The sequence below is a fragment of the Planctobacterium marinum genome (assembly GCF_020687805.1).
Taxonomy (GTDB): Bacteria; Pseudomonadota; Gammaproteobacteria; order Enterobacterales; family Alteromonadaceae; genus Planctobacterium; species Planctobacterium marinum.
The window spans coordinates 806841-823257 of the sequence record NZ_JAJEWQ010000002.1; the positions used below are offsets into that span (position 1 = coordinate 806841).

The window sequence follows — 16417 nt, forward strand, 5'->3', positions numbered from 1 at the left end:
CCCCATTTGTGGTAAATGTTAGGAATTAGACTCTAATACACTAGAGGCGTGGTAAATGAGTGATCAACAAAGTGGTGAAGGCGACAATAAATTACTTTATTGCTCCTTTTGTGGCAAAAGTCAGCATGAAGTAAGAAAGTTAATTGCCGGACCATCTGTTTTTATATGTGATGAATGCGTTGAGCTTTGCAATGATATTATTCGGGAAGAAATAAAAGAGATTTCACCCAAGAAAAAGCAAGACGCTTTACCCAAACCTCAGGAAATTCACAGTCACCTTGATGACTATGTGATTGGGCAGGAATACGCGAAAAAGGTCCTGTCTGTTGCTGTTTACAATCACTACAAACGATTGAGAAATGGCGATGTTCACGATGGGGTTGAACTGGGTAAAAGTAATATTTTGCTGATCGGTCCTACTGGTAGCGGTAAAACACTGCTGGCAGAGACCTTGGCGAGATTGTTAGATGTACCATTTACAATGGCCGACGCCACCACACTAACCGAGGCTGGTTATGTGGGGGAGGATGTGGAAAACATCATTCAAAAGCTATTGCAGAAATGTGATTATGACGTAGAAAAGGCGCAACGCGGTATTGTGTATATCGATGAAATCGACAAGATTTCTCGTAAATCAGATAATCCGTCGATTACCCGCGATGTATCCGGTGAAGGTGTGCAACAGGCGTTGCTGAAACTGATTGAAGGTACGGTTGCCTCGGTGCCGCCACAAGGCGGGCGCAAGCACCCACAACAAGAGTTTTTGCAGGTTGATACCTCAAAGATCCTGTTTATATGTGGTGGTGCGTTTGCAGGCCTGGATAAAATCATCGAACAGCGAGCCAATACCGGAACAGGCATTGGATTTGGTGCGCAGGTAAAAAGTGCTGACAACAGCCGCTCAGTGAGTGATTTGTTTCAGCAGGTAGAGCCTGAAGATTTGGTTAAATATGGGTTAATTCCTGAGTTTATCGGTCGTCTGCCGGTGGTGACCAGCCTGGAAGAATTAAACGAAGAAGCTTTAATTCAAATCCTTAAAGAACCTAAAAATGCTCTGACTAAGCAGTATGGCGCTTTATTCTCTCTGGAGAATGTTGAATTAGAGTTCAGGGATGATGCACTGAACGCTATTGCCAAAAAAGCCATGGTGCGCAAAACAGGTGCCCGAGGTTTACGCTCTATTGTCGAGGGCGTTTTACTGGATACGATGTACGAACTGCCATCGTTAAAAGATGTCAGCAAAGTGGTAATCGACGACAGTGTCATAAAAGGAGAATCGAAACCGATACTGATTTATGACAACACCGCCGATAAAAAGGCCGCTTCAGAATAATAAAAAGGCTCTTAAGAGCCTTTATTATTTTTATTCGAGGGCTCCACAAATCAGTATTTGATCTTTCTCTTTCGAGCCCCATATTCATACAAAAATGTAAACGAGTTAATCAGCATGAGTGAACAGCGAGAAAATCGCATTGAAATGCCGGTACTGGCGTTGCGAGATGTGGTGGTCTACCCCCACATGGTTATTCCCCTATTTGTCGGCAGAGAAATGTCGATCCGTTGTTTAGAAGCGGCAATGGATAATGATAAGCAAATCTTTCTGGTGGCGCAAAAAGATGCCGCAGTAGATGACCCTAAAGAAGAGGATATCTATTCGGTTGGTACCATTGCTACCATTTTACAGCTTTTAAAGTTACCAGACGGTACCGTGAAGGTTCTGGTAGAAGGAACAGTACGGGGCAAAATCGCTGAGTATCTGCAAACTGACGATTATTTCGTAGCCAGTGTGGAAACCGCGCACAGTGCGTCTTTGTCTGAATCCGAGCAGGAAGTATTGATACGTTCCGCGGTGTCGCAGTTTGAAGGCTATGTCAAACTCAACAAGAAGATCCCACCTGAAGTACTGACTTCGCTGAACGGCATTGAAGATGCCGCGCGTCTGGCTGACACCATGGCGGCTCACATGCCACTTAAACTGGCCGAAAAGCAAAAAGTGCTGGAGATGAACGATGTCGCAGAGCGGCTCGAATATCTGATGGCGCTGATGGAAGGTGAGATCGACCTGTTGCAGGTGGAAAAGAAGATCCGCACCCGGGTTAAAAAGCAGATGGAAAAAAGCCAGCGTGAGTACTATCTGAATGAGCAAATGAAAGCCATTCAGAAAGAACTGGGTGAGCTGGATGAAGCACCTGATGAATTTGAAGCGCTAAACAAAAAAATCGCTGACGCCAAAATGCCGGAAGAGGCCAAAGAAAAAGCAACATCTGAGTTGAATAAACTGAAGATGATGTCACCCATGTCAGCGGAAGCTACTGTGGTCAGAAGTTACATTGACTGGTTGATCAATGTCCCTTGGTATAAACGCAGTAAAGTGAAAAAAGATTTAAACAATGCGCAAAAGATTCTGGATGAGGACCATTATGGTCTGGGGAAAGTAAAAGAGCGCATCATCGAATATTTAGCCGTGCAACAACGGGTCCGTAAGCTCAAGGGGCCTATTTTGTGCTTAGTGGGACCTCCCGGTGTAGGTAAAACCTCCCTGGGGCAATCTATCGCTAAAGCAGCGGGGCGGAAGTACGTACGCATGGCCTTAGGTGGGGTCAGAGACGAAGCAGAAATTCGCGGCCATCGCCGAACTTACATCGGCTCCTTACCTGGCAAACTGATTCAGAAAATGGCCAAGGTGGAAGTTAAAAACCCGCTATTTTTGTTGGATGAGATTGACAAAATGTCATCTGACATGCGCGGTGACCCGGCGTCAGCGCTGTTGGAGGTACTGGATCCGGAACAGAACAACAGTTTCAGTGATCACTACCTTGAAGTGGATTACGACTTATCCGACGTTATGTTTGTTGCCACGTCAAACAGTATGAATATACCTGGTCCATTGCTGGACCGGATGGAAGTGATTCGTCTGTCGGGCTACACCGAAGATGAAAAACTTAACATTGCGCAGCGGCACTTAGTGAAAAAACAAATGTCTCGCAATGGCCTAAAACAGGGCGAGCTGGAAATCGAAGAGTCAGCGATCATTGGTGTCATTCGCTATTACACCCGCGAGGCTGGTGTCAGGGCGCTGGAGCGTGAAATATCCAAGATTTGCCGCAAAGCAGTTAAACAGATCTTATTGAACAAAAAAGCCGATAAAGTTGTGGTGAATCAGGACAACCTGAAAGAGTACCTGGGTGTACAACGCCACGATTATGGCAAAGCGGACAAAAATAATCAGATTGGCCAGGTTACCGGATTGGCCTGGACACAGGTCGGCGGGGACTTGCTTACGATTGAAGCAACCTCAGTACCTGGAAAAGGTAAAACAACCTTTACCGGCTCGCTGGGCGATGTCATGCAGGAATCGATACAAACTGCCATGACGGTAGTGCGCAGCCGCGCTGATAAATTGCGCATTAATCCAGAGTTTCACGAAAAAAGAGATATCCATGTGCATGTGCCTGAAGGCGCTACGCCTAAAGATGGTCCAAGTGCGGGTATTGCTATGTGCACGGCACTGGTATCCAGTCTGACCGGTAACCCGGTGAAATGCGACGTTGCCATGACCGGGGAAATCACATTGCGTGGTGAAGTGCTGGCAATTGGCGGACTCAAGGAAAAATTATTAGCCGCACACCGCGGTGGAATCAAGGTCGTAGTTATACCTAAGGATAACGAGCGAGACTTGGAAGAGATCCCTGAGAATGTTAAAAGAGACCTGTCAATTCATCCTGTACAGTGGATTGACGAAGTTTTGAACCTTGCTCTGGAAGAGAACCCGCAAGGTTTTGAACCTGTTCAGGCTAATATTGCTTAAAAAATAAACACATATGCAATTTTTTGAGATAAAAGCACATTTAAGGCTTCCCAATCCGTAAACTGGTGGTAGCCTTTTGATGTGTCCCGCTAGAACCCTTGCCACGCAAGGGGTGGCGGTAAATCGTTAATTTTGAAAAAATTGTTAAACATCGCTTGAAGTTCGTGTTCAAGCTTGTTATAACGGTTCCGCAACAACAAATGCGGAACAATAAATAATAACAATTGAAGGGGATGATATTGTGAACAAGTCTCAACTTATCGACGCGATTGCAGAGAACGCTGACATTTCTAAAGCCGCTGCTGGCAGAGCTTTAGACGCTTTCACTGACGCTGTAACAGAGGCTCTTAAAAACGACGACCAGGTTGCTTTAGTTGGCTTTGGTACTTTCTCAGTTCGTGAACGCTCTGCTCGCAGTGGCCGTAACCCACAAACTGGTGAGACTATTCAAATCTCTGCTGCTAAGGTTCCTTCTTTCAAAGCTGGTAAAGCATTGAAAGATGCATGTAACTAAGAGCAACTTATTTGAATAATTAAAAAGGGCGATAACTCGCCCTTTTTTGATCCTAAAATTGAATCTTCTTTCGTCCGTGAACTCACTCTGTAACTCCTGCCTGTCAAAAGTCCAAAATTAATCCTATTTCTGGTGTGCAAATCGGCCTGGTGTTGCGGTATAATCCCGCGCGAAATTGATTTTGAGGTGATGAAGAGAAAGCCTAATGTTGGAAAAAATAAGAGAAGGGGCCACGGGAATAACGGCCAAAATTATTCTCGGTATTATCATTCTGAGTTTTATATTTGCAGGTGTTGGTGGCTACATCAACTCCAGCGCGGATAGTGCAGCGGCAACGGTCAATGGCGAAGAGATTAGTGCTTCTACCTTTGAGAAAGCCTATCAGTCTGAACGTGGCAGAATGGAAGCTCAGTTGGGTGACACATTCACGCAACTGACGGCCAATAGTGAATATTTAAAATCGTTTCGGGAAGGTGTTTTACAACGCCTGATAAACGATAAACTGATGGATCAGAAAGTCAGAGAGCTGGGCATTCGTATCAGTGATGCCGAACTGCGTGAAACGATTGTCAGTATGCCTGAATTTGCCGTGGGTGGTGAGTTCAACAACGATCGCTATCAGGCATTGCTTATACAAGCAGGGTACACTCCCGCTGATTTCAGAGACTATTTACGCGGTCAAATGGCGCGTCAGCAATTAGGCATCGCATTAGGTCAGTCTGATTTTGCGTTAGGCTCTGAAGCAGAAATGTTTTTGAAAATTCAAAACGAAACCCGAGACACGCGATTTTTTGAAGTGGACGCCACCTTGTTCGAATCTGAAGTTACGGTGACGGATCAGGATATCAATGACCATTATCAGGCAAACATTGCCCAGTATGATACCGAAGAAAAGGTGGACCTGGCTTACGTAGAAGTACAGGTTAGTGATTTTCTGGCAGAAGCCGTGGTAGATGACGCAGATGTAGCGCTGTATTACGAAGAAAACCTGAACAATTATAAAACCGAAGAAGAGCGCCGTGCTTCTCATATTCTGGTGGAATTTGGTGAAGATGAACAAGCCAGCGAAGAGCGCGCCAATGCGCTACTAACAAGACTGAACGACGGTGAAGACTTTGCAGAGCTGGCAAAAGCAGAGTCCGATGACAGTTTCAGCGGTGAAAACGGCGGTGACCTGGACTGGATTAGTCGTGGTGATACAGATGAAGCTTTCGAAACCGCAGTGTTTGAACTGGCCGCAGAAGGCGATATTACCGGGGTTGTGCGCAGTGAATTTGGTTTTCACATCATCAAACTTACCGGTCTGAAAGCGGAATCAGTGGAAGAACTGGAAAACGTACGGGCTGAAATAGAAGCACAATTAAAGCAAGAAGCCGCTCTGGGGCAATATTTAGCAGTACAACAAACTATGTCGCAATTGGCATTTGAAATGCCTGATTCTCTTGAAGAGGTGGCAGCTGCCGGAAATGTTGAAGTTAAGCGATTGACAGGCGTTACTCGCGACCAGGCACCAGTACCTTTTGATAATGCGCTGTTACAAAGCAAAGCGTTTTCTGATGAGATGCTGGAAGATCGTTTAAACAGCGACATTATTGAATTGAATGACGAGCACTTTGTGGTCTTTCGGGTTACCGGACACGAGACGGAGAGAACGTTGCCACTGGCAGAGGTGCGTGACGATATCGTTGCGACATTGACGGCTCAGAAGGCTCAGGAACTGGCAATGCAGTGGGCAGATTCGGTTATTGAAAGCCTCAGCTCCGAGCAAGACGTTGATGCGCTGTTAGCTGAGAAAAGTGTCAGCTGGTCAGAAGAGCAGGCAGTGGAACGTTATTCTGGCTCGCTAAATAGCTCGCTGAGTTCAGAGTTGTTTAAACTGGGTGAAATTGGCGCCGCCAGAGCTGTTGAACTGAACAACGGCAATGTCGGTGTGGTGCAATTGCGCGCAATTAATCAGCCGGAAGCCTTGGATAGTGCCGAGCTGCAGGCGATTCAACAGCGATTGAGTTCTGACTACGGGCAGTCCGGATTTACCGCTTTGATGGATGCACTAAATGCTAACGCAGAAGTGAAAACTGTTACGCAATAAGTCTTGCCTTGGGGAAGCTGTGCAATTCAGCTTCCCTAATCCTCTTCGTTTACTTTCGCTAATCTAAAAGCTTACTGAGTACCAATGATTGATGGGCGGTGAGTAATTTTTTCATGTAATCACTTTTCGGCCAGTTGAATACCACATCGGTTTTCCCGGATTCGATTACCTTGCCATTTTGTAATACCAGCACGCGATCACTGATATGGCGCACAATCCCTAAATTGTGGGATATAAAGATGTAGCTCAGGCCCAGCTCCCGTTGCAAGCGCATAAGCAGGTTTACCATTTGTGACCGTACTGAAGGATCTAACGCGGCAAAAGGCTCGTCTGCTACAATGACTTGTGGGTTTAGGATTAAGGCTCGTGCCAGAACAACCCGTTGTCGTTGACCGTCTGAGAGCATATGGCGATAGAAGTGTGCATGTTCTCGGAGTAAGCCCACCTGTCGCAATGTGGTTGAGATTTTCTCTTTTCTCTCCCTGGCATCCAGGTTGGTATTCAACTTTAGTGGCTCGTCCAGAATTGTGCCCACGGTCAATGCCGGATTTAATGATTCTTTGGAATGCTGAAATATCATCCGGATATTCAGGCTGCGTTGTTTTAGATTTCTGTGTCTTAGTTTTTGCCCATTTAGCAATAATTGACCTGAGCTGGGGGTAACAACACCCGCGAGCAGATTCGCCAGCGTGCTTTTCCCTGAACCGTTGTCGCCGATAATGGCCAGTGTTTCTCCGGCATTTAATTCGAAGTTGATGGGACCGATGACAAACTTCTCAGCTTTTTGCCACCAATTTTTCCTTACTTTACGTTTGAACTTTAAGTTCTTTACGGTTAATAGCGCGGTCATTTTAATGGCCTGTGCAATGGAAAGTGGCAACTGTAATAATGATTGTGTATGTGTCGCGGAGCCGGGATCTTGACGCACTCTTTTTGCGCTCTTGGACAACGTGGCCCCAATCTGCATCCTATTGGTAAGTGTTGTAAGGTGGGAATTGTGCCATCCAGCGCTGACAGGTTTGATTTGGGTAGTAAGTCTTTACTAAAACTTGGCGCGCTATCCAGCAGGGCCTTGGTATAGGGATGCAAAGGCCTTTTGCGCAAGTTAGTCATTCGGCCACTTTCCACAGTCTGTCCGCAGTACAATACCGTCATAGAGTGGCACATAGAAGAAATCGCCAGTAGATCGTGACTGACAAACAAGATGCTGAGGTTGCGGTTTTGATTTAGCCGGGACAGTAGTTTCAGGATCTGGCTTTTAATTGTTGTTTCCATACCCATGGTGGGTTCATCGGCGATCAGTAGCTTAGGTTCTGACACCAGCGCCATTGCTATCATAAACTTCTGGCAAACATCATCTGAAATCTGATGTGGGAAACTGGACAAGCACAGCTCATGGTTTTTAATACCCACCTTATGTAGTTGTCTGGACACTATCTGTTTGCGTTTTTCCTGACGTTGCCAGAACCAGCCTTTGCCCACTAAATGATCCGGAATGTTCTCTTCCAGTTGTTCCCCTAAAGAAGCGGTTGGGTCTAACGAACTCACCGGGTTTTGAAAGATAACGGCAATATCATCTTTGGTGATCTTGCGGCGCTGCTCTTTAGACATTGCGAGCAGATCCGAGCCTTTCCAGTTCAGCCGGTCGGCCGTCAGAGTCCAGCTGTCATTGATTGCGCCAACGATTGATTTAACAATCAGGCTTTTTCCTGAGCCGGATTCTCCCACTAAAGCGCGAATTTCACTTTCATCAATGGTCAGGTTGACCTTATCAAGCGCTTTTACCCGGCCACCCGCGGTATCAATTTCCAGGGTAAGGTTTTTGATGTCTAACAGCGGCATTAGTATTTCAACCTGTTTCTGAGGGCTGAGCGCAAGCCATCACCCACAACATTGATGGAGATTATGGCAATAAATATTGCGGCACCGGGTGCTGCGATACTCCAGGGAGCGATATAGGCGATATCCAGTCCCTCAGAGAGCATGGCACCCAATTCTGCGTAGGGGGACTGAACGCCAAGATTCAGAAAACCCAATGCACTGATATCCAGAATGGCGATAGACAACGCCAACGTGCCTTGTACCACCAACATTTCCACCATGTTTGGCAGAAGTGAAAATACGAAAATTCTGGCGGGCGAAGCACCGTCCAGTCGCGCCGCAATGACATATTCTTTGTTGACTTCTGTTCTGACGAAATCTCGTGTGTAATGGATAAATTGCGGAATTAAAGCCAACGTTATGGCCCACATGGAATTAACCAGCCCGGGTCCTAATATCGCAACGATGATAATGGCAATTAACAGCGTGGGAATGGCCATCATTGAATCTAACAAATGATTTAAAATACTACTGCGCATACCGGTATTCATACCGGCAAACGCGCCAATCAAAACCCCAATCAGCATGGCCACAAGTACCAGAAAAACACTGATGCCAAAGGTTACCCGGCTTCCGTGAATGACCCGGGTCAATACATCTCTGCCCAGTCCGTCCGTACCCAAAACATGTGATATACCGCCATTGCCATCCCAGGCGGGTGGTACCAGCAGGGCGTCTGTATTCTGAGTCAGTGGTGAGTATGGGGTGACAAATGGCCCCAGTATTACTATCAGCGTAATACTGGCCAGGATACACAAGCCTATAAAAGCAAGGTGGCTTTTCCGAAACTCATACCAGGTTTGGCGAAGTGGAGACGGAAATTGTTCTTCCTGATACAGATTAGATTTTAACACGTTGTCTGTATAACCTCTGTGGGTCGATGATTTTATGGACTATATCGATGGATACCGTAAAGATGACTACTAAACTTGATACTGCCAGCATGCCGCTTCTTATTGACGGATAGTCACCCTGATAAATGGCCTGAATAAGCCAGTTGCCTATGCCCGGCCAGGAAAAAATACTTTCAACGATCATGGCATTGGTAAGCAAGGTTGTAAATTGTAAGGCTAACTGCGGCATAATGGGAATAATAGTATTGCGAATACCGTGTCTCAAGATGACCTGGTAGCGATTCAATCCGCGTGCAGTAGCCGCTTTGATATATTCACTGCCCATAACTTCAATTACCGAGCGTCGGGTAATGCGTAAAATAATGGTGCTGGTTACAATTGAAATCGACAGCGTGGGCAGAAATAAATGCCGCAGTGCGTCGTTGAACGCATCCCATTTATAACTGACATCTGAGCGAATAATATCAATTAATATGAAACCGGTATCCAGCGGGATGTAATAGAGCAAACTGATGCGACCAGAAATGGGAAACCAACCCATTTGCAGCGATAAAATTAAGATCAATATTAAGGCCAACCAGAACACCGGGATTGAGTAACCAATAAAACTCATTGACAAAATACTGTAATCAGCCAGCTTGTTGTGACGCAAGCCGGCCAGGAATCCCAAAGGAATACCGACAACCAGTGATACAAAAAGTGCGTAAGCACTCAGTTCAATGCTGGCCGGAAGATAGGTGGTTACCTCCTGATACAAAGGTTGGTTGGAGCTAAAGCTTTGCCCCCATTCTCCTTGCCACAATAAGTCCAGATAAGCGATAAATTGCCAGAAAACCCCATCACTTTCTTTATACAAGGTGGCGTACAGTTGCCGTTGTTGTTCGGACTCGAAATGAATTCCGGTGAGGTTAGTCAGGTAATCACCCGGAAACAGGTAAGCCAATCCAAAAGACGCCATTGCCAACATGAATAGGGTGAACACCAATAAATTGAGCCGGCGCAAAAAATAGAAACTCACTGGGTATTCTCCACATCACCGAATCGGATACCGCCAAATGGGTTGATTTCCAGGTTAGACAAGCCTTGCCGGTAGGCCTGAAAGCGATATGCATGGGCGATAGGCACGATTGGAATTTGATCTGCAATGATGGCATTCGCGGTTTGATACAGTGCCGCTCTGGTATCAGTGTCTGAGTAGGTCAGTGCTTCATCGATAATTTCATCGAACGTTTCATTACACCAGCGCGCGCGATTTGTACCTGATTCAATGGCCGCGCAACTTAACACCGGTCGGTAAAAGTTGTCGGGATCGCCATTGTCTGCTGACCAGCCAATTAATACAGAGTCATGTGCGCCGCTGTCCAGGCGTCTTCTGAACAGGCTCCATTCAAAGCTTATCACTTCAACATTAATCTCTAATTGCTCCAGATAACCCTGGATAAGCTCAGCCATCATGGTGGCATTGGGGTTGTAGGCCCGCTCAACCGGCATTGCCCAGATATTCATGGTAAATCCCGGCTCGATGCCGTTTTTGCGCAACAGGTCTTTGGCCAGTACCGGGTTGTAGCTGTTATCTCGTAAATCTTCCTGAAATGCCCAACTGCTGGGGGGAACCAGTCCGTTTGCTTTTACTGCGCTGCCAAAATACACGGCTTCCAGTAAGGTGGTTTTATCGATACCCATCGCCAATGCCCGCCTTACCTCCGGGTTGTCAAACGGGGGCTTGCTGGTATTAAAGGCCCAAAATCCCACATTGAGTCCTGGTTTCTCATCCAGCACTAAATTATTGCGATCCCGGATGATATCCAGTTCGCTATGTGCCGGCAAAGACATAACATCACATTCGCCAGTCATTAGTTTGGCAAGGCGCAACGAGCTCGACGGTGTGATGTCATAAATGAGTTGTTTTACTGCGCGGTCGTGTTTCCAGTAGTTTTCGTGTTTTGCATAGCGAATAAAACGACCTTTTCGGTAATTGATATATTTAAAGGGGCCGCTGCCTATGGGCTTTTCGTCCAGTAATTGAGGCTGGTTTTTTTCCAGTAAGAATTCGGCATATTCTTTGGAAAGAATGATGGCGAAGTCCGTAGCCAGATTTGCCAGGAAAGAGCTGTCAGGCTTGTTCAGGTCAATCACGATGCGATAGCCGTTAATGCGGCGCACATCTTTGATCAATTTATCCAGGCCTAAGCTGACAAAATAAGGATAACCACTTACATCGATGTCGTGATAAGGATGCGATTCTAGCCGCCAGCGATTGATACTAAAAATCACGTCATCAGCATTCAGGTGCCGGGTGGGAGTGAAATAATTTGTTTCATGAAACGCCACCTGTTTACGCAACTGAAAGGTGTAGTGCAGCCCGTTTTCACTGACGCGCCAACTTTCCGCAATGCCCGGGATGATTTTACTGTCTTGCGGGTCAAATTCCAGCAGCCTGTCGTAAAGCTGGTGTGAGGTGGCATCGACGGTGGTCCCGGAGGTGTCCAGTTGCGGATTAAAGCTGGTAGGGCTGCCTTCTGAACAATAAATCAGGCCCTCATCTTTAAATTTCAGGTCGTGATTACCGCCACATGCCACCACACCTGTTAAAGTGAGCAAGGTGGCTAAAATCTGACGATAAAACACTTTAATCTTCAACAGAAGTATCCAGCAGGTTGTATTTTTTTAGGTATCCCCTGAGCTGATGGTAGGTCAGAGAGAGTTTGTCGGCGGTTTTCTTTTGATTGTAATGGCTGTCCGCCAGCGCCTGCTTAATCATATCAATTTCGTAACTTTGACTCAGCTCTTTTAAGTTCACCGGAAACTCAAAATCAAACGCCGGGTTAATGTCAGCAACGGCCGGTGCCGGTTGACTGTGCTGCACCGGATTGGGCGGCGTGTCGTTATCCTGTGGCTGAGAGGGTGATTGTGTAATTCTGTCCTGAGTTTTAATTCGGGTATTTGGGCGAAATTTTGATTCGAAAGGGTCAATTATAATTTCATGCACCGGCACATAAGGGTTGTTGGTACGGTATACGGATCGTTCCACCACATTTTTTAATTCCCGAATGTTACCGGGCCAGTCATAGTCCAACAACACCCGCTTGGCTTTTTCAGTAAAACCGCTGAACAACTCAAGTTCCATTTCTCTAATCATATTAATGGCAAAATGTTCAGCGAGAATAATGATATCTTCTCTTCTTTCTCGCAAAGGGGGTAGTGTGATGACATCAAACGCCAGTCGGTCTAACAGGTCTGCCCTGAATTCGCCCGTTTCTGCTAAGGTTGGTAAATCTTCATTGGTGGCGGCAATTAGGCGCACATCGACTTTGACAGAGCGAGATCCACCGACACGTTCAAATTCACCGTATTCAATCACCCTGAGTAGCTTTTCCTGAATTAACCCCGAGGTATTGGCCAATTCATCTAAAAACAAGGTGCCGTTGTGAGCCACTTCGAAGCGTCCTTCGCGTCGTTTACTGGCACCGGTAAAAGCCCCGGCTTCGTAACCAAATAGCTCGGACTCCAGCAAAGATTCACTGAGGGCGGCGCAATTCAATTTAATGTAGGGTTGATCCCAGCGTTTCGAGAGGTAATGTAAGCGCGCAGCAACAAGCTCTTTACCAGTCCCTCTTTCTCCTATCACTAATACCGGTTTAGTAAGTGTTGCGATCTGAGAAATTTGTTCCAAAACCTCCAGAAAGCTATTAGCCTGACCGATTAAATTATCTTGTTGGCGATATCGACTCATGAAAAACCTTATTATTTGGTGTATTTAACCAATTTGTGGTTAGAAGACAATGATAGGTCAATTCCCTTTAAATTGCTAAGCCAAATAATACTATGTAATTCAGTGGTTTAAACAAAATATTAGATTGGCCTGTTATTTGAATAACAAACTCCAACATTTTCGCAATCAGAATGAGATAAAAACTAAGAGGTAAATGATTATGGGTATTTTTTCTCGTTTTTCCGATATTGTAAATTCAAATATCAACGCATTACTGGACAAAGCCGAAGATCCGGAAAAAATGGTGCGTCTCATCATCCAGGAAATGGAAGACACCCTGGTAGAAGTGCGTTCAGCCTCTGCTAAAACCCTGGCAAACAAAAAGGATATTACCCGTCAGATCGACAAAATGGAGCAGGAATCTCAAGATTGGGCAGCAAAAGCTGAATTAGCGCTAAGTAAGGACCGCGAAGATCTGGCACGCGCCGCTTTACTAGAAAAGAAAAAATGTCAGGAACATGCTGAGAGCCTGAAACATGAATTGGGGCTACTCGACGAGCAATTGAGTAAACTTCAGGCTGAAGTTGAGCAACTGCAGGAAAAATTAGCGGATGCCAAGTCTCGTCAGAAAGCCATTATTATGCGCCAAAAAACGGTGAGTTCTCGACTTGAAGTTAAGAAGCGTCTGGACAGCAGTAAAGTCGATGATGCGATGGACAGATTCGAGCGTTACGAGCAGAAGATTGACAGTCTTGAGTCACAGGTGGATGCCTATGATCTGGGTAAGAAAACCCTCTCTGACGAGTTTGCGGAGCTGGAGTCCGAAAACAAAGTTGATGACGAACTGGCGGCTATGAAAGCCAAGCTAAAAAATCAAAAGAAAGCCAGTAAGTAATTAAATAATAAGACGCAGAGGTAACTGACCGTGGAAGATGTCATTGGAATTATTGTCGCACCCATAGTGGTATTTTTAGTCATAGTAGCGCCTATATGGTTAATTTTACATTACCGCAGCAAAAAGCAGTTGAGCCAGGGACTGTCAGAAGCTGAAATCAAAACGCTCAATGAACTGGCGCGTCAGGCCGAAGGAATGGCCGATCGCATCAAAACCCTGGAAGCGATATTGGACGAAGAGTCTCCAGAATGGCGCAGTAAGGTGTAGTTATGAAAAAAGAACTTTACAGAGACACTGAAAAAGGAAAAGTAGCCGGCGTTTGCGCCGGGCTGGCTGACTACTTTGGATGGGAGTTATGGTTAGTTCGAATCATTTTCATCTCTGGGTTTTTATTAACCGGCTCCTTTTTCTTCATGGCTTATGTTATTGGTTGGTTCATACTGGATAAAAAGTCCGACAAAGAAATAAAAAAGAGCGCTTTCGCGGTTGCGGCTGATAAATCCAAAGGTTGGGTATCTAACCTGGGTGAGGATGCAAAGGTCGAGGTCAAATCTAAAGTCTGGCAAGCCGGTGAACCCCCTAAACAGGCTTTTAAAGATATTCACAATCAATTTGGCAAACTGGAACTCAGATTACGTAAACTGGAATGTTACGTTACATCTTCTGAGTACCAGTTAAACCGGGAAATCAACAAGCTTTAACAATGCCTCTTCCGGCAAAAACCTCTGAATAGCACAGAGGTTTTTTGTTTTTTACAGTCTCACTTTTTTGTCTAATACTTCTAACGCCATTTCTTAGCCTGTTGCATCCTGTAAGGGGTGTAAACATCTCAAAAATAAGTGCTCAGCAGGCAATTTTAAGATTTGGAGAACAGGTTGAACAAACCGGAACCCTGCGTTGGCATATTTTGGTGTTACAGACAGCACATCATTGCAGAAACAACGCCACGACTAGCCGTTGCCACAGACTCTCTGGGAATAGTGGATAGTTACTTTCAACATATCGATAGTTGGGAACACAAGCACTTGTATTTACCTGATTTTCCGGAACTTTACGGATCGGAATATCAGGAGCTACCCAGAGGGCGAGTGCTGTACAATGCCCGGCGACAGCATTTTATTGTATACGCGGATCGCAGTGTTATGGTATCGACAATAAAGAAGCGTATTGCCGCGCGGTTCTCGTTTCCGGTTGCAGCCTGTCTCTGGCAAACGGATCCGCACTATCGGCATTTTCACAGGGTATCTGATGATTGATAGATACTTACGCCAGCTTGCGGTCAGGCAAGTCTTGTGTGGAGAATGTATCGCCCGCAGTATAAATGTGGCAGTACCGGAGCAGCCTTGATTATTAAACAAAGGGCAGTGCACAATGCCACTTCGGCAATCTTCGCCACGTTAAATGTTCCTGCAGTTTAAAAGAGGAAAAGGAAGATGGAAAATAACCTGCTGGTCAATTTGAGGAAGTACCGCCCCAGGGAAAATACTAATCCCCTTGAGAACTTTATTACTGAAGCGTTCGCACACTTGTTACGCAGTAGTGAAGTTATCACCGGCGCACTGGTGACTTACATCAATGGGTTACTGGAGGACGAAATTACCTGGCACGGGCTGGATTATCAGGTTTCCACGCAGGAGAATTTCGCCAACAAATACCCTGATATGGTGCTTAAGTGGGAGTCGGGGGTTTTGGTCTTCGAGCACAAGGTCCGGGCTGATTTGCATTTTCAACAACTCGAACATTACCGGAATTACGCCGCTGAGAATTTCAGCGACTATCGTCTGGTGCTGATCACCGAACGTGAGTATCAGCATCAACAATCTCCTGACTGTGCCTTTTGCTGGAATAACGTTTACAGCTTAATCAAAAAGCAGTTAGCGCATATTGAACCTGATGTTATCTGGTATGCCAAGGAGTTCATGGCGTTACTAAAGTCTGAAAGTCTCGGACCCGTTGCGCCAATCAATCCAATCGCAATTCAACATTATCTGGAAGCTAAAGCCCTGGATGATCAGTTAGCGTCTTTGTTTTGCATGGCGACATTGCCTCAGAATAACTGGCCACTAGGCAGCGGTTTTGGCACTGTGATTAACGACCTCAGTAAAAAAGTGGAGCAACGCTTTGGTATTGAGTTTCGCCCCATAGAAAATGGCTCAGCAAGAGGCTGGTTTCCCGGGATTTTTCACGGTGTGATTTTTGATGGAAGTGACCACCATTTTAATGAGGACATGGGCAATCGTTTGCATGTCGCAGTGGTGTTTGATTTTGACCGAAGAACACATCAGTTGTTACGTAAAAGCGATACTTTCAGACGTTTTAGTTTGGATTTTTGCCAGCGGATTGCTGCACTGAATGCTGACTGGAAAGTGATAAACAAGCCACAGCAGTCAGGTATACAGAACATTAACTGGTATCACCCGTTGGCTCTGATACAACCCATGGAGCAGTTTTTTGCAGGGCTACACAACGCAGAAGATCAACTTGCCCATTTTGTGCAGCAGATGAGCAGGGTGCAGCAGGTTATTGTCGAAAGTACAGATTTCGCATCATTAGTGGCTGAAATGTGTGATGAGCGTTTGTTAACTTAGTGTCGGACAACCTGTGAGGATAGCGATAAGCGCTTTTTGCTGAAATTATTTCTATGTTATGAGGTTTTTGTTACTG

General features: G+C 45.7%; 15 protein-coding genes. 9 read left to right on the forward strand and 6 right to left on the reverse strand.

The features are described 5' to 3' along the window. Positions 1-55: 55 nt before the first annotated feature. The 4 genes from clpX to LJ740_RS08975 all read left to right on the forward strand — a co-directional run bounded on the left by clpX (position 56) and on the right by LJ740_RS08975 (position 6411). The gene (gene clpX, locus LJ740_RS08960) at positions 56-1333 is read left to right on the forward strand and encodes an ATP-dependent protease ATP-binding subunit ClpX (RefSeq protein WP_229528726.1); all 1278 of its coding nucleotides are present in this window, start codon (positions 56-58) and stop codon (positions 1331-1333) included. A 114-nt stretch (positions 1334-1447) separates the two neighbouring features. Then, positions 1448-3808 carry an endopeptidase La gene (gene lon, locus LJ740_RS08965; protein WP_229528727.1) on the forward strand — a complete coding sequence of 787 codons (2361 nt, stop codon included), beginning with the start codon at positions 1448-1450 and terminating at the stop codon, positions 3806-3808. Between the two features lie 241 nt (positions 3809-4049). Then, the gene (locus LJ740_RS08970; protein ID WP_229528728.1) at positions 4050-4322 is read left to right on the forward strand and encodes an HU family DNA-binding protein; all 273 of its coding nucleotides are present in this window, start codon (positions 4050-4052) and stop codon (positions 4320-4322) included. A gap of 205 nt (positions 4323-4527) precedes the next feature. Further along, complete coding sequence (locus LJ740_RS08975; RefSeq protein ID WP_229528729.1) at positions 4528-6411, forward strand: SurA N-terminal domain-containing protein; 1884 nt, start codon at positions 4528-4530, stop codon at positions 6409-6411. Between the two features lie 58 nt (positions 6412-6469). On the opposite strand, the gene LJ740_RS08980 is transcribed toward LJ740_RS08975, so the two are convergent. Genes LJ740_RS08980 through pspF form a run of 6 tightly spaced genes read right to left on the reverse strand, consistent with a single transcriptional unit; the run spans position 6470 to position 12879 of the window. After that, positions 6470-7261, reverse strand: coding sequence for a peptide ABC transporter ATP-binding protein (locus LJ740_RS08980; protein ID WP_229528730.1), 792 nt, complete (start codon positions 7259-7261; stop codon positions 6470-6472). Then, on the reverse strand, positions 7258-8253 hold the full coding sequence (locus LJ740_RS08985; protein WP_229528731.1) for a peptide ABC transporter ATP-binding protein: 996 nt from the start codon (positions 8251-8253) through the stop codon (positions 7258-7260). Before LJ740_RS08985 ends, LJ740_RS08980 begins: the two co-directional genes overlap by 4 nt. Further along, on the reverse strand, positions 8253-9146 hold the full coding sequence (locus LJ740_RS08990; RefSeq protein ID WP_229528732.1) for an ABC transporter permease subunit: 894 nt from the start codon (positions 9144-9146) through the stop codon (positions 8253-8255). Before LJ740_RS08990 ends, LJ740_RS08985 begins: the two co-directional genes overlap by 1 nt. After that, positions 9133-10113 carry an ABC transporter permease subunit gene (locus LJ740_RS08995; RefSeq protein WP_229528906.1) on the reverse strand — a complete coding sequence of 327 codons (981 nt, stop codon included), beginning with the start codon at positions 10111-10113 and terminating at the stop codon, positions 9133-9135. The genes LJ740_RS08990 and LJ740_RS08995 overlap by 14 nt, the downstream gene beginning before the upstream one ends. A 47-nt stretch (positions 10114-10160) precedes the next feature. Further along, complete coding sequence (locus LJ740_RS09000; protein ID WP_377307129.1) at positions 10161-11786, reverse strand: ABC transporter substrate-binding protein; 1626 nt, start codon at positions 11784-11786, stop codon at positions 10161-10163. Next, positions 11776-12879 (reverse strand): phage shock protein operon transcriptional activator, encoded by a 1104-nt coding sequence (gene pspF, locus LJ740_RS09005; protein ID WP_229528733.1) that lies wholly within the window; start codon positions 12877-12879, stop codon positions 11776-11778. Before pspF ends, LJ740_RS09000 begins: the two co-directional genes overlap by 11 nt. A gap of 199 nt (positions 12880-13078) precedes the next feature. On the opposite strand from pspF, the gene pspA reads away from it, so the two are divergent. The 5 genes from pspA to LJ740_RS09030 all read left to right on the forward strand — a co-directional run bounded on the left by pspA (position 13079) and on the right by LJ740_RS09030 (position 16341). Next, a complete protein-coding gene (pspA, locus tag LJ740_RS09010; protein WP_229528734.1) occupies positions 13079-13753 on the forward strand; it encodes a phage shock protein PspA in 675 nt (224 codons plus the stop codon). A 30-nt stretch (positions 13754-13783) separates the two neighbouring features. Further along, complete coding sequence (gene pspB / locus LJ740_RS09015; RefSeq protein WP_229528735.1) at positions 13784-14020, forward strand: envelope stress response membrane protein PspB; 237 nt, start codon at positions 13784-13786, stop codon at positions 14018-14020. Positions 14021-14022: 2 nt separating this feature from the next. Continuing rightward, positions 14023-14454 carry an envelope stress response membrane protein PspC gene (pspC, locus tag LJ740_RS09020; protein ID WP_229528736.1) on the forward strand — a complete coding sequence of 144 codons (432 nt, stop codon included), beginning with the start codon at positions 14023-14025 and terminating at the stop codon, positions 14452-14454. A gap of 174 nt (positions 14455-14628) precedes the next feature. Further along, positions 14629-15009, forward strand: a complete 381-nt coding sequence (locus LJ740_RS09025) for a hypothetical protein (RefSeq protein WP_229528737.1) — start codon at positions 14629-14631, stop codon at positions 15007-15009. Positions 15010-15186: 177 nt separating this feature from the next. Next, positions 15187-16341: a PD-(D/E)XK nuclease family protein gene (locus LJ740_RS09030; protein ID WP_229528738.1), complete on the forward strand. Its 1155-nt coding sequence runs from the start codon at positions 15187-15189 to the stop codon at positions 16339-16341. Positions 16342-16417 lie beyond the last annotated feature (76 nt).

What these genes read in the sequence shown, in the direction of transcription:
- clpX (WP_229528726.1), top strand. Translation starts at nt 56, where the DNA reads ATGAGTGATCAACAAAGTGGTGAAGGCGACAATAAATTACTTTATTGC.
- lon (WP_229528727.1), top strand. Translation starts at nt 1,448, where the DNA reads ATGAGTGAACAGCGAGAAAATCGCATTGAAATGCCGGTACTGGCGTTG.
- LJ740_RS08975 (WP_229528729.1), top strand. Translation starts at nt 4,528, where the DNA reads ATGTTGGAAAAAATAAGAGAAGGGGCCACGGGAATAACGGCCAAAATT.
- LJ740_RS08980 (WP_229528730.1), bottom strand. Translation starts at nt 7,261, where the DNA reads ATGACCGCGCTATTAACCGTAAAGAACTTAAAGTTCAAACGTAAAGTA.
- LJ740_RS08985 (WP_229528731.1), bottom strand. Translation starts at nt 8,253, where the DNA reads ATGCCGCTGTTAGACATCAAAAACCTTACCCTGGAAATTGATACCGCG.
- LJ740_RS08995 (WP_229528906.1), bottom strand. Translation starts at nt 10,113, where the DNA reads ATGTTGGCAATGGCGTCTTTTGGATTGGCTTACCTGTTTCCGGGTGAT.
- pspF (WP_229528733.1), bottom strand. Translation starts at nt 12,879, where the DNA reads ATGAGTCGATATCGCCAACAAGATAATTTAATCGGTCAGGCTAATAGC.
- pspA (WP_229528734.1), top strand. Translation starts at nt 13,079, where the DNA reads ATGGGTATTTTTTCTCGTTTTTCCGATATTGTAAATTCAAATATCAAC.
- pspC (WP_229528736.1), top strand. Translation starts at nt 14,023, where the DNA reads ATGAAAAAAGAACTTTACAGAGACACTGAAAAAGGAAAAGTAGCCGGC.
- LJ740_RS09030 (WP_229528738.1), top strand. Translation starts at nt 15,187, where the DNA reads ATGGAAAATAACCTGCTGGTCAATTTGAGGAAGTACCGCCCCAGGGAA.